Origin of the sequence: Pseudomonas sp. PA15(2017) (assembly GCF_001945395.1) — a bacterium.
Taxonomy (GTDB): domain Bacteria; phylum Pseudomonadota; class Gammaproteobacteria; order Pseudomonadales; family Pseudomonadaceae; genus Aquipseudomonas.
In genome coordinates this window covers 20,700-36,024 of the sequence record NZ_MSXV01000038.1, presented here as the reverse complement: position 1 = coordinate 36,024, position 15,325 = coordinate 20,700, and the positions used below count along the sequence as shown (strand labels likewise).

14 protein-coding genes are annotated in these 15,325 nt (G+C 64.2%); 11 read left to right on the top strand and 3 right to left on the bottom strand.

Annotated features, from left to right (window positions below; genetic code table 11):
• Positions 1-6 precede the first annotated feature (6 nt).
• The 9 genes from BVH03_RS12760 (at position 7) to BVH03_RS12720 (ending at position 9,232) form a co-directional block, all read left to right on the top strand.
• Positions 7-978 (top strand): AMP-binding protein, encoded by a 972-nt coding sequence (locus BVH03_RS12760; RefSeq protein WP_075961524.1) that lies wholly within the window; start codon positions 7-9, stop codon positions 976-978.
• Complete coding sequence (locus tag BVH03_RS12755) at positions 975-1,745, top strand: ABC transporter ATP-binding protein (protein ID WP_075961523.1); 771 nt, start codon at positions 975-977, stop codon at positions 1,743-1,745. Before BVH03_RS12760 ends, BVH03_RS12755 begins: the two co-directional genes overlap by 4 nt.
• Entirely contained in the window at positions 1,742-2,623 is an 882-nt protein-coding gene (locus BVH03_RS12750) for a branched-chain amino acid ABC transporter permease (protein ID WP_075961521.1), read from the top strand. Before BVH03_RS12755 ends, BVH03_RS12750 begins: the two co-directional genes overlap by 4 nt.
• Before the next feature lie 4 nt (positions 2,624-2,627).
• Positions 2,628-3,692, top strand: coding sequence for a branched-chain amino acid ABC transporter permease (locus BVH03_RS12745; RefSeq protein WP_075961520.1), 1,065 nt, complete (start codon positions 2,628-2,630; stop codon positions 3,690-3,692).
• Between the two features lie 82 nt (positions 3,693-3,774).
• On the top strand, positions 3,775-5,115 hold the full coding sequence (locus BVH03_RS12740; RefSeq protein WP_075961519.1) for an ABC transporter substrate-binding protein: 1,341 nt from the start codon (positions 3,775-3,777) through the stop codon (positions 5,113-5,115).
• Between the two features lie 62 nt (positions 5,116-5,177).
• The gene (locus tag BVH03_RS12735) at positions 5,178-6,512 is read left to right on the top strand and encodes an ABC transporter substrate-binding protein (protein WP_075961518.1); all 1,335 of its coding nucleotides are present in this window, start codon (positions 5,178-5,180) and stop codon (positions 6,510-6,512) included.
• Between the two features lie 79 nt (positions 6,513-6,591).
• Positions 6,592-7,368 (top strand): ABC transporter ATP-binding protein, encoded by a 777-nt coding sequence (locus BVH03_RS12730; RefSeq protein ID WP_075961517.1) that lies wholly within the window; start codon positions 6,592-6,594, stop codon positions 7,366-7,368.
• Positions 7,369-7,603: 235 nt separating this feature from the next.
• The gene (locus BVH03_RS12725; protein ID WP_075961516.1) at positions 7,604-8,836 is read left to right on the top strand and encodes an SfnB family sulfur acquisition oxidoreductase; all 1,233 of its coding nucleotides are present in this window, start codon (positions 7,604-7,606) and stop codon (positions 8,834-8,836) included.
• A 9-nt stretch (positions 8,837-8,845) separates the two neighbouring features.
• Entirely contained in the window at positions 8,846-9,232 is a 387-nt protein-coding gene (locus BVH03_RS12720; protein WP_075961515.1) for a hypothetical protein, read from the top strand.
• Between the two features lie 253 nt (positions 9,233-9,485).
• On the opposite strand, the gene BVH03_RS12715 is transcribed toward BVH03_RS12720, so the two are convergent.
• Complete coding sequence (locus BVH03_RS12715) at positions 9,486-10,724, bottom strand: acyl-CoA dehydrogenase family protein (RefSeq protein ID WP_075961514.1); 1,239 nt, start codon at positions 10,722-10,724, stop codon at positions 9,486-9,488.
• A gap of 335 nt (positions 10,725-11,059) precedes the next feature.
• Between BVH03_RS12715 and msuE the strand changes: the two genes are divergently transcribed.
• The gene (gene msuE, locus BVH03_RS12710; RefSeq protein ID WP_075961513.1) at positions 11,060-11,620 is read left to right on the top strand and encodes an FMN reductase; all 561 of its coding nucleotides are present in this window, start codon (positions 11,060-11,062) and stop codon (positions 11,618-11,620) included.
• 29 nt (positions 11,621-11,649) lie between these two features.
• The gene (gene sfnG / locus BVH03_RS12705) at positions 11,650-12,741 is read left to right on the top strand and encodes a dimethylsulfone monooxygenase SfnG (protein WP_075961512.1); all 1,092 of its coding nucleotides are present in this window, start codon (positions 11,650-11,652) and stop codon (positions 12,739-12,741) included.
• 275 nt (positions 12,742-13,016) lie between these two features.
• On the opposite strand, the gene ssuD is transcribed toward sfnG, so the two are convergent.
• Both ssuD and BVH03_RS12695 read right to left on the bottom strand, forming a co-directional pair.
• Entirely contained in the window at positions 13,017-14,147 is a 1,131-nt protein-coding gene (gene ssuD / locus BVH03_RS12700; RefSeq protein ID WP_075961511.1) for an FMNH2-dependent alkanesulfonate monooxygenase, read from the bottom strand.
• A gap of 67 nt (positions 14,148-14,214) precedes the next feature.
• Positions 14,215-15,318 carry a sigma-54-dependent Fis family transcriptional regulator gene (locus BVH03_RS12695; protein WP_075961510.1) on the bottom strand — a complete coding sequence of 368 codons (1,104 nt, stop codon included), beginning with the start codon at positions 15,316-15,318 and terminating at the stop codon, positions 14,215-14,217.
• Positions 15,319-15,325: the final 7 nt, after the last annotated feature.

Genomic DNA, 15,325 nt, shown 5'->3' with positions numbered 1-15,325 from the left:
CATCGCATGAGCATTCATGAACTCAATCCGCCGTTGCCTGATGTGGTGGGCGACAGTGCCCTGGCGGCGTTGCAGCGCTGGGCCAGAGAACGACCGACACGCATCGCCCTGCGTCATCGCCGCCTCGGTGCGTGGAAGGCCTGGCGCTGGATCGATGTGCAGCGCGAAGTCGAGCGGGTTGCCGATGGCTTGCGTCAGCAAGGCTTTGCTCCTGACGCGCGGCTGGCCTTGTGCGGCGCCTATGAACCGAGCCTGCTGATTCTGGCGCTGGCTGCCCGGCAGCTTGGTGGCCAGAGCCTGGTGATCGACCGCGACAGCCGTGGCGATGAACTGCAACGGCAGCTGCGCCAGGTGCGCCCTACGTTCGCGTTCGTCCAGCGCCGCGAAAACGTGTCGCACTGGTTGGGCAGCGGCCTTGTCGAGCAGTGGCCACTGCATCTGTTTTGCGCCCAGGCCAATGCCGTGAGCAACGGCTCGTGGCAGGTGCAGCCGCTGTCGACGCTGTTTGTCGGTGAGGCGCCGGCAGTGCAGCGTGAGGGTTGGGCGCAAGCGTCTGAGGATGATGTGCTGTGGATCGATGAGGGCACCGAATGGCATGAAGGATTGGGGCATTTGCTGAGCCGCTGGTTGGCGCATGGCGAAGGCCTGGCCTTCCCGGAGACCAGCGAGTCTGCCGCTCGCGACCGCCGCGACATCGCCCCGACCGGGTTGCTGCTATCTGCTGCGCGTGCCGAGGCGCTGGCTGGCGAAATCCATGCGCGTCTGGCGCCGCCAGGCACTTGGCGCCGGCGTCTTTGTGACTGGGCGCTGGAGAATCCGCGCCAGGGCTTGCGTCGCTGGCTGAAGGGGCGGGTGCGGCGTCTGCTCGGCTTCCATCGCTTGCGTCGGATCGAGGCGCCAGGTACGTCCGTCAGCAGGACGTTACAAAGCCCGGCGCGCCTGTCATGGCTGCATGAACATCTGGAGCGGGTGGCATGAGCGCCTTGCTGGAGATACGCAACGTGTCGCTGTCGTTCAGGGGCGTGAAGGCGATTTCCGATCTGTCGTTCAGCGTCAGGCGCGGCGAGATCTGCGCCCTGATCGGGCCGAACGGGGCTGGCAAGAGCTCGTTGCTGAATATCCTCAACGGGGTCTACCAGGCCGATACCGGACAGTTGTACTTCGCCGCCGAACCGCTGCGCCGTCCGCACCCGCTGAAGGCTGCGCGGCTCGGGATTGGCCGCACCTTCCAGAACAACGCGCTGTTCAAGAAGATGAGCGTGCTGGACAACCTGCTCACTGGCCTGTCGCGTTTTCAGCGCAGCTTCTTTCTCGAGCAGGCATTGGGCTTGCCACGTGCCCGGCGTGAAGCGCGCGCTTTCGCTGAACGCGCCGAGAGCGTGCTCGAGTTCCTCGAGCTGCAGCCCTGGCGCGACGTTGCCGTGGGCAGCCTGGCCTACGGCCTGCAAAAGCGCGTGGAGCTGGGCCGCGCACTGATCGCGCAGCCGACCCTGTTGCTGCTCGACGAGCCGATGGCGGGGATGAACGCTGAAGAGAAACAGGACATGAGCCGCTTCATTGCGGACAGCAACCGCGATCTCGGCACCACGGTGATTCTCATCGAACATGACATTCAGGTGGTCATGGGGCTGTCCAGCCACGTGGTGGTGCTGGACTACGGGCGCAAGGTCGGTGACGGCACACCGGCCGAGGTTCAGGCCAACCCCGATGTGATCGCCGCTTACCTGGGGACGGCAAACGGATGACCTTCTTTCTGGAAACCCTGATCGGCGGGCTGCTCGCCGGCACCATGTATTCGCTGGTGGCGATCGGCTTCGTGCTGATCTACAAAGCCAGCGGTGTGTTCAATTTCGCCCAGGGCGCGATGCTGCTGTTCGCTGCGCTGACCTTCGTCAGCCTGCACGAGCAGGGACTGTCTTTCGCCCTGGCGCTGGCCGTGACGGTGCTGGTGCTGATCATCGGCGCGCTGCTGATCGAGCGGTTGGTGCTGCGGCCACTGGTCAATCGCTCGCAGATCACCCTGTTCATGGCCACCCTCGGCCTGTCGTTCGTCATCGAGGGCCTGGCACAAGGGCTGATGGGCGCCCAGGTGCGTGCGCTGGATCTGGGTATCGAAGATATCCCGCTGTTCGTCGGCGAGATCATGATCAGCCAGTTCGACCTGGTCGCCGCGAGTGTCTCCGCACTGCTGGTGGTGGTGTTGGCGCTGCTGTTCAACAAGACCCGAATCGGCGTGGCATTGCGGGCGGTGGCCGACGACACGCGAGCGGCGCTGTCGCTGGGCATCAACCTGAACCGCATCTGGCAGATCGTCTGGGCGGTGGCCGGGGTGGTCGGGCTGGTTGCCGGGCTGCTCTGGGGGGCGCGCCAGGGCGTGCAGTTCTCGCTCTCGCTGGTGGTGCTCAAGGCGCTGCCGGTGCTGATCATCGGTGGTTTCACCTCGATTGGCGGGGCCATCGTTGGCGGCCTGATCGTCGGCGCCGCGGAGAACCTTGCCGAGGCCTACATCGGCCCGCTGATCGGTGGCGGCATCACCCCCTGGTTCGCCTATTTCCTGGCTCTGATCTTCCTCTACATCCGTCCGGCCGGCCTGTTCGGCGATCGGGCCATCGAACGGGTATGACGCCATGACCGCTACCGTTTCGCGCCTGCGCGCTCGCTTCGACGAAGCGCCTCTGATCCTGGTACGCCATCGCTGGCCGCTGGGGTTGTCGTTGTTGCTGCTGGTGGCCTTCGTCGCGCTGCCCTTGCTGGGTAACGACTACTGGCTCAACGCGATCCTGATCCCCTTTCTGGTGTTGTCGCTGGCCGGGCTGGGGCTGAACCTGCTGACCGGCTACACCGGGCAGACTTCGGTCGGCGCTGCCGGCTTCATGGCGGTTGGAGCCTTCGCCACCTACGGCCTGTTGCTGCGGGTGCCTGGGCTGCCCCTACCGCTGGCGCTGATCGGCGGCGGGCTGATCGCTGGCCTGGTTGGCTTGCTGTTTGGCATTCCCAGCGCGCGGATCAAGGGTTTTTACCTGATGGTCACCACGCTCGCTGCGCAGTTCTTTCTGGAGTGGGTGTTCGCCAAGTTTCCCTGGTTCTACAACTACGCCTCGTCCGGCACCATCAGCGCGCCGCGTCTGGAGTTGTTCGGCTACAGCCTGGCCACACCGGTCGGCCGCTACCTGCTGACCCTGAGTTGCGTGGTGCTGCTGACCTGGGTGGCGGTCAACCTGGTGCGTAGCCAGGTCGGCCGCAACTGGATGGCGATTCGCGACATGGATACCGCTGCGGCAGTGATCGGCATCGAGGTGGATCGCTACAAGCGGCTGGCCTTCGCCGTCAGCTCTTTCTACCTGGGTATCGCCGGGGCGCTCTGGGCGTTCGCCTACCTGGGCACTGCCAGTGCCGGTAGTTTCGATATCAACCGGTCGTTCCAGATCCTCTTCATCATCATCATCGGTGGCATGGGCAGCATCGCCGGCAATTTCATCGGTGCGGCCTTTATCAGCCTCACCCCGATTCTGCTCAGCCATGCCGGGCAATGGCTGTTCGACGGCAACGTCGATGCCGGGCAATTGCAGAACCTGCAGAAGATCCTCTTCGGCAGCCTGATCATCTGGTTGCTGATCAAGGAGCCGGAAGGGCTGGTACGCCTGCTCGGCGACTGGCGCGAGCGAGCCAGGATCTGGCCGCTGAGATTCTGAGCCCCACGACCAGAACGTTCCCACGAACCTTGACCCGACCCCGGGAAAGGAGGCTTCCAACACCGCACAAGAAGTACACATCATGCGTAAGAATCAGCATCGCCACCTGCTCGCCAGCCTTCTCCTGCTTGGCGCCCAGGCCCTGTCACCGGTGGTCGCCCAGGCGGTCGACAACCAACAGTTCATTCCCATGGCCACCTACCGGGTCGGCGCCTATGCCTCCAGTGGCATTCCCTGGTGGGCCGGAGAGATCGACTACTTTCGCTACATCAACGAGGTGGAAGGCGGCATCAATGGCGTCAAGCTGGTCTGGCAGGAATGCGAGACCGAGTGGAACGTCGACCGTATCGTCGAGTGCTACGAGCGCCACAAGGGCGGCAAGGACGGCGCATCGACGGCGTTCTTCTTCACCCACAGCACACCGGGTTCCTACGCACTGATGGAGAAGGGCGCAGCCGACCGCATCCCGTTGATCGATGGCGCCGGCGGGCGTACCGAGTCCACCGACGGCCGCGTGTTCCCCTATGCCTTCCCACTGCTGTTGAACTACTACGGCCAGGCTTCGGTGGGCATCAATTACATCGCCGAGCGCGAGGGTGGTTTCGACCCGCTCAGGGGCAAGAAGATCGTCACCGTCTACCACGATTCGGCGTATGGCCGGGAAACCCAGGCGCCGATGAAGCTGCTGGCGGAAAAGTACGGCTTCGAGAACATCCAGATTCCGGTGGCCGACCCGGGCAACGAGCAGTCGGCGCAGTGGCGCCAGGTGCGGCAGATCAAGCCGGACTGGGTGTTCCTGCGTACCTGGGGGGTGTCCACTCCGGTGGGCATCAAGACTGCCGCGCGCTTTGGCATCCCGGTGGATCGGATCATCGGCGACGTCTGGGCCGGCTCCGAAGCTGACGTGATTCCGGCTGGTGTCGCGGCCAAGGGTTACCAGGCGCTGGCGCCATTTCCGGGCGGTGACGGTTTCGAGATCCATCAGCGCTTGGGCCAGCACATCCTCGATGCCGGCAAGAGCGACCTCAAGGACAAGGGCTACTTCGGCAAGGTGTACTACAACATCGGCCTGATCAATGCCGCGATTGCCGTCGAGGCACTGCGCACTGCCCAAGGCAAGTTTGGTAACCGCCCGCTCAACGGCGAGGAAGCGCGCTGGGGCTTCGAGCACCTGGACATCGATGCGGCGCGGCTCAAGGTCATTGGTTTCGAAGGGCTGTTGCCCCCGCTGAGGCTGTCCTGCTCCGACCACGAGGGCGGCGGTGCTGCCCGTGTGCAGCAGTGGGATGGCGATAAGTGGGTGCTGGTGACGGACTGGATCCAGGCCGACCGCGCCACCCTGCGTCCGCTGATCGAAGCCAAGTCCGCTGCCTACGCCAAGGAAAAAGGCATCACCCCGCGCGACTGCGCCAACGAGCACTGAGTCCCTATCAACCAGCGCCTGGCCGCGGTTGCGCAGGCCAGGCGCGCGAGTGAGAAATTATCATGAATGCAACCCTGAAACGCCGCTTCGCCGCCTTCGGCCTAGTGCTCGCGACCTATGCCGCGCTGCCGCTGACGGCTCAGGCGGCCAATGAACAATTCTTCCCGCTGGCCACCTACCGGGTCGGTGCCTATGCCTCCAGCGGCATTCCGGTGTGGGCCGGGATGATCGACTACCTGCGCTATATCAACGAGGTGGAGGGGGGCATCAATGGCGTCAAGCTGGTCTGGCAGGAGTGCGAAACCGAGTGGACGGCGGAGAAGGGCATCGAGTGCTACGAGCGCTTCAAGAACGGTCTCAATGGTGCACCAGTGGCCGTCTACCAGCCCAATGGCGCGCCTGCGGCCTATGCCCTGGCGGACAAGGCCGCGGCCGACAAGATCCCGCTGATCACCCTTGGCTACGGCCGTACCGAGGCTACCGACGGCCGCGTGTTCCCCTATAACTTCCCGGTAATGTTGACCTTCTACAGTGAGGCCTCGGCATTCATCAACTACGTGGCCGAACGCGAAGGCGGGCTGGACAAGCTCAGGGGCAAGAAGATCGCCACCGTCTATCACGATTCCGCCTATGGCCGGGAAACCCAGGGGCCGCTCAAGCTGCTGGCGGAGAAGTACGGCTTCGAGAACATCCAGATTCCCGTTGCCGACCCGGGTAACGAGCAGGCCTCGCAGTGGCGCCAGGTTCGCCAACTGAAGCCGGATTGGATATTCCTGCGCACCTGGGGCGTGTCCACTCCAGTGGCGATCAAGACGGCCGCACGTTTCGGCTTTCCGGTCGAGCGCATCATTGGTGACATCTGGGCCAGTTCCAACGAAGACGTGCTGCCGGCCGGCGAGGCGGGCAAGGGTTACCTGGCGCTGACGCCCTATCCGGGCGGTGCCGACTTCGATATCCACCGGCGCATCAAGGAACACATCCTCGACAAGGGCAAGAGCGACCTCAAGGACCCGAAAAGCTTCGGCAGCGTCTACTACAACTCCGGCCTGGTGAACGCCGCCATTGCCGTCGAAGCGATTCGCGCCGGGCAGAAGAAATTCGGTAACCGGCCACTCAATGGCGAGGAAGGTAGCTGGGGCCTCGAGCACCTTGATCTCGACGATGCGCGACTCAAGGAGATCGGTTTCCTTGGCCTGATGCAGCCGCTGAAACTGTCCTGCAGCGACCATGAAGGCGGCGGCGCGGCCAAGGTGCAGCAGTGGGATGGTCAGCGCTGGAACCTGATCACCGACTGGGTCCAGGCCGACCGCACCACCTTGCGCCCGTTGATCGATGCCAAGGCGGCCGAGTACGCGAAGGAGAAGGGCGTGACGCCGCGCGATTGTAATGCGCAATAGCCGCTTGCCCTGAACCGGCAGCGAGGTTGAACCGCGCGACATACAACCGGGCGCGAGGGCGCCGACGGAGGATGAAGAGATGGGCAGTGCGCCGAATGCGGGTGCCGCGAGCCAGGAACTGCTGGCGGTAAATGATATCGAGGTGATCTACGACGGCGCGATTCTCGCCGTGGCTGGCGTGTCCCTGCGGGTCGGGCAGGGCGATATCGTTGCCTTGCTCGGCGCCAACGGGGCTGGCAAGAGCACCACGCTCAAGGCTATCTCCGGGTTGGTGCAAGCTGACCGGGCCCAGGTCAGTCGTGGGCAGATCCGTTTTCAGGGACAGGACACCGCTGGCGTTGCCGCCAATGTTCTGGCACGCCAGGGCATCATCCATGTGCTGGAGGGGCGGCATGTATTCGCCCATCTGACTATCGAGGAGAACCTGCGTAGCGGCGGTTTCCTGCGCAAGCCCACGCGACGCCAGCTGGAGCAGGATCTGCAGCGCATCTACGCCTGGTTTCCACGCTTGAAGACCAAGCGCAAGACCCAGGCCGGGCTGACCTCCGGCGGTGAGCAGCAGATGCTTGCCATCGGCCGTGCGCTGATGACCAAGCCGCGTCTGATGCTGCTCGATGAACCTTCGATGGGCCTGGCGCCGATCATCGTCGAAGAGATATTCGCCATCGTCGCTCAGCTCAATGCACAGGAGGGCGTGAGCTTTCTGGTCGCCGAGCAGAACATCAACGTCGCCCTGCGCCACGCCAGTTACGGCTATATCCTGGAGAACGGTCGGGTGGTGGGTGAGGGCGGCGCTACCGAGTTGGCCGCGCGGGAAGATATCCAGCATTTTTACCTGGGCGCAAAGGCCGACTGAGCGGCGCTAACGCCGCCGAGTCCAACGTCGACGAGTTGCGGCTGATCGTCCAGTCCCCGCTGGATATCAGCCTCTGCAGCAACTGTTCGCTTGGCAACAGCCAATCCGCAGTTTGCGTCGCCAGGCACTTCCCGATAACGGGGACGGTTCGCCAAGCCACTGAATTGAAAGGATTTACCAGGTTGGTACGGGCTGTGCTGTAGCCCTGGGGAATCCGTCATTCATGGAGCAGCACATGACCCAGCCACAATCAGCCGACCGGCCTGCGCAGGGGCGCTCGGCGCCGCAGCGTGCGGCTCATATCATCCGTCACGATGCCGAAGCCATCGACGTGGCGCTGCGTATGGCCGATGATTTCGCCCGTGAGGCGGCCTCTCGTGATCGCGAGCGACGCTTGCCCTGGGAGGAGCTGGAGCGCTTCTCCGAAAGCGGTCTGTGGGCGATCAGCGTACCGAAAGCGTACGGGGGCGCCGGGGTGTCGTACGTCACCCTCAGTGAGGTGATCGCGACCATCTCCGCCGCCGATTCGTCGCTCGGCCAGTTGCCGCAAAACCACTTCGGCGTGCTCAGCAACCTCGGCCTGACCGGCAGCGAGGAGCAGAAGCGCCGCTACTACGCCAAGGTGCTGCAAGGCTACCGTTTCGGTAACGCCTTCTCCGAAGCGCGCAGCCAATACGTCACCACCTTTCAGACGCAGATCCGCTTCGCTGGCGACACGGCCGTGCTCGACGGCGAGAAGGCCTACTGCACCGGTGCGTTGTTCGCGCATATCGTCCCGGTTGCGGGTGTCGACGAGGAGGGCCGCCCGCACATCGCATTCGTTCCGCGCGATGCCGCCGGCCTGACGGTGATCGACAGTTGGGACGGCTTCGGCCAGCGCATCACCGCCAGCGGCCAGGTGCGTATCGACGGTGTACGCGTGCCGGTGAGCGATGTGGTGCCGGCCTGGAGGGCTTACGACCAGCCAACCGCCGATGGCCCTATCTCGCAGATCATCCAGGCCGCCGTGGACACCGGCATCGCCCGTGGCGCCCTTGCCGAAACCCTGCGCGTGGCGCGTCAGGCACGCCCTTGGGTCGACAGCGGGTTGCAGCACGGCTGGCAGGACCCACTTGGCCAGGCGCTGATCGGTGAGCTGGCCTGGCGCCTGCAGGCGGCCGAAGCCATCTTGCAACGCGCTGCCCAGGCGGTCGATCGCGCCGTCACCGAGCCCAGTGAAGAGCACGTGGCAGACGCCTCGCTGGTGGTCGGCCAGGCTAAGGTGCTGTCCACCGAGATTGCCCTGGAGGCTTCCAGCCGCCTGCTGGAGCTGGGTGGCACGCGCAGCGTCTCGGCCAGCCAGGGCCTGGATCGCTTCTGGCGCAACGCGCGCACCCACACCCTGCATGACCCGGTGCGCTGGAAGTATCACCTGGTCGGCAATCAGTTGCTCAACGGCATCAAGCCGCCACGCCATTCCTGGAACTGAGGTCACGCCATGTCCATTACCCATTCACAAGGCCGGGGCGACCTGGCTCACGCTCGTCATGTCGAGGTGTCGCTGCTTGATTACCTGCGTGGACAGAGTGCCCGCCACGAAGCACTGGTGATTGCCGCAGTCGGCGAGCTGCGTATTCGCATCGATGCCGCTGATGCGCTGCTGGGGCACGCCGGTACTTCGCAATCGGCCGCCATCGCCTTTCGCCTGGCGGCTGCCGAGGCGGCACGTCTTGCCACCCAGACGCATTTCGAGCTGGCCGGCAGCAGCCTGTCGCGACCGCAGCCGGACAGTGCCGAGCCGGCATTGCCGACGCAACGGCGGCTGCTCGGTGACCATTACTTAAACGGCGCCGCCCTGGCCGATGAATTGGGAGGGCAGGCATGAATCGGGTCCCGGCGTTGCTCGCCGGGCTGATGCTGGCGCTGGCTGGCGGCTTGGTGCAAGCCAAAGCGTGGTGATTTGTGAGAGGGGCTTTAGCCGCGATTGGCGCTGCTTGGGCGTCAAGAGCTGACGGCTAAAGCCCCCTGCCACGAGTCGTGCGACCGGCTGCTCCGGCCTATTCGTTGATCTGTGCTAACTAAAGGATCGTGATCAGGTTTCAAGGTCTGGAGAGTGCTCTCCAGGCCTATGTATGCCGTCAGGACTGCTTGGCGCCACCACCGATCTGCCAGACATAGGGCGGCTCGGTGCCGTTTACATGCCAGTCGCCGATGATGCGCTCCTTGTAGATCACCGGGTTGTGCGAGGCGGCGGTACGGGCGTTGCGCCAGTGGCGGTCGAGCTGTTTGGCGGTGCTGGCGCCCGAAGCACCCAGCGTGTTGAACAGGTCGCTGGTGGCGCGCAGCACCAGCTCCACGGCAGCCACCTGTGCCTGGGCCGATTCCAGTTCGGCGGCGCTGTTGGCCTGTTGCTCGGCCGTTTCATCGCTGCCAAAGCGTGCCAGGTAGGCCCGCTGAGCTGCTTCGGTGGCGCGCAGGGTGCCCGCTTCGGCGGCATAGACCAGGCCACTGGCCTTGCCGATCACCTGCAGTACCTGTGGATCCTGACTGACGGTCGGCGCGTTGCCATGGCTGAACACCCGTGTGCGCTTGCTGGTTTCTCTGCTGAAATCACGTACGGCGGCGCGGCCTGAGCCAACGATGACGGCCAGCAGCACCAGTTGGTAGAACGCCGTCTGGTATGTGAAGCGGGTAGCGAAGTCGATGATGTTCTCTTCCTCGACCACCGCGTTCGCGAATACCGAAGTGCCGCTGCCGGTGGTGCGTTGGCCGAAGCCGTCCCAGTCGTCGCTTTGGGTGATGCCTGGCTGCCGAGTGCGGATTGCCGCGATCACGTCGGCGCCGGTGTCATCGCGCCGGGCGAACAGGTCGATCCAGTCGGAGAAGAGACTGCCGGTGCTGTAGTACTTGGTGCCATTGACCACCCACTGTTCGCCCTGGCGTGAGACCCGGGTGATGACGTCACCGATCTTCACCGTGCCCACTTCCGTCCAGGCGCAGCCGACCAGATCACCCCCCACGAAGCGTTTGAACCAGACGTCCTGCGGCGTGCTGGCATGAGCATTGAGGCGATCCTCGACGAATGCGAAGTGCCCGCGCAGCGCCTGCGGCAGGTTGGAGTCGGCTTCGGCCAGTTCGATCAGCAGCTGGAACAACTGCGGCAAGGATGCGCCGGCGCCGCCGTGTTCGACCGGCACGCGCACGGCGCCGAAGCCGGCCTCCTTCAGCCAGCGGATGGGCTCGAATGGCAGGCTGCGGGTGCGCTCACGTTCGACACTGCCTTCGGCGACGCGCGCGAAGATCGGCCGGAAGCGGGCGACGAGGGATTGGTAGTCGGTGCCGGTAGACAGGTGTGGCACATGGGCTTGAGCGGTCATCGCAGTTCTCCTCGGGTGATGCGATTGCTGACGGCTGATCCTTCGCAAATTCCGTACCCTGTATGAAAACCTCTATAAATCAAATGGTTGTGATTTTTTCGGGCAGGTTGGCTGTACCAGTACCAACAGCTTGTTGAACGTCTGTTGAAGGGCGGGCAGTACTGCTGCTTGGCGCTACTGTTTCTCGGTGGTCAGTGGTTCAACAGCTTGCACGCGGCGGGGCAGCTGCGGTTGTTGCTGGTTGATCACAACTCATTGAATCAACTGGAGTTAACCCATTGGCATGGTTGCTGCTCAAGCTCTCTCGAACGATGACCAGGGGCGGAGGGATGAGCATGAGCACAAGCGTTATCAAAGTGGTGGTGGTGTCGGGCAGTTTGCGTGCGCCATCACGTACGCATGGGCTGCTGGAGGCCCTGGTGCAAAGGCTGCAGGCAAGGCTGCCGAATCTGCAGGTGCATTGGGTGCGCATCGCCGAGTTGTCCAGCGCGTTGTCCGGCTCACTCGAGCGCGACACGGCCTCTGCCGATCTGCAGCCGCATCTGCACGCCATCGAGCAGGCTGACCTTCTGTTGGTTGGCAGCCCGGTCTATCGCGCTTCCTACACCGGTTTGTTCAAGCACCTGTTCGATCTGGTCGAACACCAGTCGCTCAAGGGGGTGCCAGTCGTGCTGGCCGCTACCGGTGGCAGCGAGCGCCATGCACTGATGATCGATCATCAGCTGCGCCCGCTATTCGCGTTCTTCCAGGCCCATACCTTGCCGTACGGCCTGTACGCCAGCGTCGAGGCCTTCGATGACTATCGCCTCGCCGAAGCGGCGCAGTTCGAACGGATCGAACGCGTGCTCGACACCGTCGCGGCGTTCTTTCATCTCCCGGTCGCCAGTGCGGCCTGACTTTTCCGAGCTACAGAGGAGCCACCGTCATGAGCCAACCGATCAAATTCGCCTACTGGGTACCCAACGTCAGCGGCGGCCTGGTTGTCAGCAAGATCGAGCAACGCACCAGTTGGGACATCGACTACAACCGCAAGCTGGCGCAAATCGCCGAGCGTTCCGGGTTCGAATACGCGCTGTCGCAGATCCGCTTCACGGCCGGCTATGGCGCCGACAACCAGCACGAGTCGGTGACCATCAGCCATGCGCTGTTGGCCGCTACCGAGAAGCTCAAGGTGATCGCGGCGATCCTACCCGGGCCGTGGACGCCGGTGCTGGCGGCCAAGCAACTGGCGAGCATCGATCAGTACACCAACGGACGCATCGCCATCAACGTGGTGTCTGGCTGGTTCAAGGGCGAATTCCGCGCCATCGGTGAGCCGTGGTTGGATCATGATGAGCGCTATCGCCGTTCCGAGGAGTTCATCCGTGCCCTGAAGGGCATCTGGACGCAGGACAATTTCAGCTTTCACGGCGATTTCTACCGTTTCAACGATTACACCCTCAAGCCCAAGCCGCTGCAGCGACCGCACCCGGAAATCTTTCAGGGCGGCAGCTCGCGAGCCGCGCGCGACATGGCCTCACGGGTTTCCGACTGGTACTTCACCAACGGCAACAGCGTCGAGGGCATCAAGGCCCAGATCGACGACATCCGTGCCAAGGCGGCAGCCAACGGCCATTCGGTGAAGGTCGGCGTGAACGCCTTCATCATTGCCCGCGACACTGAGGAACAAGCCCGCGCGGTGTTGGCCGAGATCATCGCCAAGGCCGATCCGGAGGCCGTCAACGGCTTCGGCAGCGAAGTGAAGAACGCTGGTGCAGCCAGCCCGGAGGGCGAGGGCAACTGGGCCAAATCCACCTTCGAAGACCTGGTGCAGTACAACGACGGCTTCAAGACCAACCTGATCGGCACGCCACGGCAGATCGCCGAGCGCATCGTCGCGCTCAAGGCCGTCGGCGTCGATCTGATCCTCTCCGGCTTTCTACACTTTCAGGAGGAGGTCGAGTACTTCGGCAGGCATGTGTTGCCGCTGGTGCGTGAGCTGGAGCAGGAACAGCCGGTAGGCAAGGCAGTGGCTTGAAACGAGGACGCAGCGTAGCCGAAAGAAACCGCCAACCCTTTGCGGGACGGCGGTTTTATTTTGCTCGTCTTGTGGCGTGGCGGTGCGCCAGGCGGCCAAGCCGGAGGCAGGGCCAGGTCGGTCGTCCGGCGCGCTGCACCGCGCTTACCCCAGGTCAACCCGAACAGCCACTCGGCATTGCCACCGAAGAACTTCTCCACCCCCTCATCCTCGAGCCCCCGGTATGCCACCGAAGGGCTGCAGGTAGGCTGGGCGACAGCACAGGTCGCTGATCTTCATGCGACTTGCTCCTTGCCGGCACGCACGTCGAACGCACCACCGGTGAACGCACCGTCGACGGTGACCTTGCCCTTGCCGGGCAGCAGCGGGAACACCAGTTCGGCGAAACGGTAGGCTTCTTCCAGGTGCGGGTAGCCGGACAGCACGAAGCTGTCGACGCCCAGGTCGGCGTATTCCAGCAAACGTGCCGCGACCGTTTCCGGGTCGCCCACCAGCGCTGTGCCGGCCCCGCCGCGCACCAGGCCGACGCCGGCCCAGAGGTTGGGGGCGACCTCCAGCTGGTTGCGGTCGCCTCCGTGCAGCGCGGCCATGCGCCGTTGGCCTTCGGAGTCCATCTTGGCGTAGTTGGCCTGGGCCGCAGCGATGGTGGCGTCGTCCAGATGGCTGATCAACTCGTCAGCAGCGGCCCAGGCCGCATCAACGGTTTCACGCACGATGACGTGCAGGCGCACGCCGAAGCGCACGCTGCGACCCCGTTTGGCGGCACGAGCGCGAACATCGGCAATCTTCTCGGCCACGGCGGCCGGGGGCTCGCCCCAGGTCAGGTAGGCGTCGACGTGCTTGGCCGCCAGTTCGTGCGCGGCAGGTGAGGAGCCGCCGAAGTACAGCGGCGGGTAGGGTTTCTGTACCGGCGCGAAGAAGTTCTGCGCGCCGCGCACCTTGAGGTGCTTGCCGTCGAAGTCGACCTTCTCCCCTTGTAGCAGGCGGCGCCAGATGCTGAGAAATTCATCGGAGGCTTCGTAGCGCTGGTCGTGGGCGAGGAATACGCCGTCGGCTTGCAGTTCGGTGGCATCGCCGCCGGGCACCACGTTGAGCAGCAGGCGACCGCCGCTGGCCTGATCCAGGCTCGCCGCCTGACGGGCCGAAGCGGTGGGGTTGCCCAGCGAGGTGCGCAGCGCCACCAGCAGCTTGATGCGCTGGGTGACCGGCGCCAGGCTGGCGGCGGTGACCCAGGGATCCAGGCAACTGGCGCCGGTGGGAATCAGCAAACCGTCGTAGCCGAGCTGGTCGGCGGCCACGGCAATCTGCCGCATGTAGGCGTTGGTGGCCGGACGGCCACTGCCGGAGTGACCGAGATAGCGGGTGTCGCCGGAGGTGGGCAGGAACCAGAAGATGTCGAGACTCATGATGTTTTCCTCGTTGCGGTGGTTGAGGCAACGCAAGGTAGGTAGTGAGCCGATGGGCGCCGGCTGCTCATATCGATAGCTGTACCGCCCGATTGGGTTGTGTGTGGGGGGCCGGCTTGCGGCGATTGACCACCAGCTCGCCGATGGCGATCAGCCGCGCGCGCGTGATGTTACGGCTCAGCCCCAGCAGGCTGGCGGTGTGCACCTGGTTGTAGTGGCAGAAGCGATATGCCGCGCGCAGCAGACTGTCCTCGACCTTCTCGTGCAGGCCTCCGGCCTGTTCCTCGAACAGGCGCTGAAAGGCGCGCAGCAACTGTTCGTCGGCGTTTTCCTTTATTGGCGCCGGCGCCTGATCCTGGCGCTCGATGCGCAGGTGCGACAGGCGCAGATCATCGTCCTGCACCAGGCCGTTGCGGCACACCAGCAGGGTGTGGTGGATGACGTTCTCAAGCTCGCGAATGTTGCCCGGCCAGTCGTAGCTCACCAGCTTGCGCTCGGCTTCGGGAGACAGCCGCACTTCGCCGTAACCCAGGCGGTTGCAGTAGGTTTTGATGAAGTGGCGGGTCAACGGCAGGATGTCGCCCGGCCGTTCGCGCAGCGGGTAGAGCTGCAAGCTGACGACGTTGAGGCGGTAGTACAGATCCTCGCGGAAGTTGCCGGCGCCGATGGCCTTGTCCAACTGCACGTTGGTGGCGGCGACCACGCGCACGTTGATCGGGATGCTCTTGCGCGAGCCCAGGCGCACCACCTCGCGCTCCTGCAAGACCCGCAGCAGCTTGACCTGGATGGCCATGGGCAGATCACCGATTTCATCGAGGAACAGCGTGCCGCCATTGGCCTCCTCGAACCAGCCGGCCTTGGCCGCCAGGGCACCGGTGAAGGCGCCTTTGTCGTGGCCGAACAGTTCCGCCTCGACCAACGATTCGGAGAAGGCGCCGCAGTTGACCGCCATGAAGGGGCCATTGCGTCGGCCACTCAGATTGTGGATATGGCGTGCGACCAGCTCCTTGCCCGTGCCGGTTTCGCCGATGATCAGAACGCTGGCCTCGCTGGGGGCGACCTGTTGCAAGTGGGCGAGAAGCGCCTGCGATCTAGGGTCTTCGAAGACCTGTGCGGTTGCCCGGATCGAGGTGGCCAGTGTCGGCGAGGGGGGGAGGGTCAGCAGTTGCATGGGGATC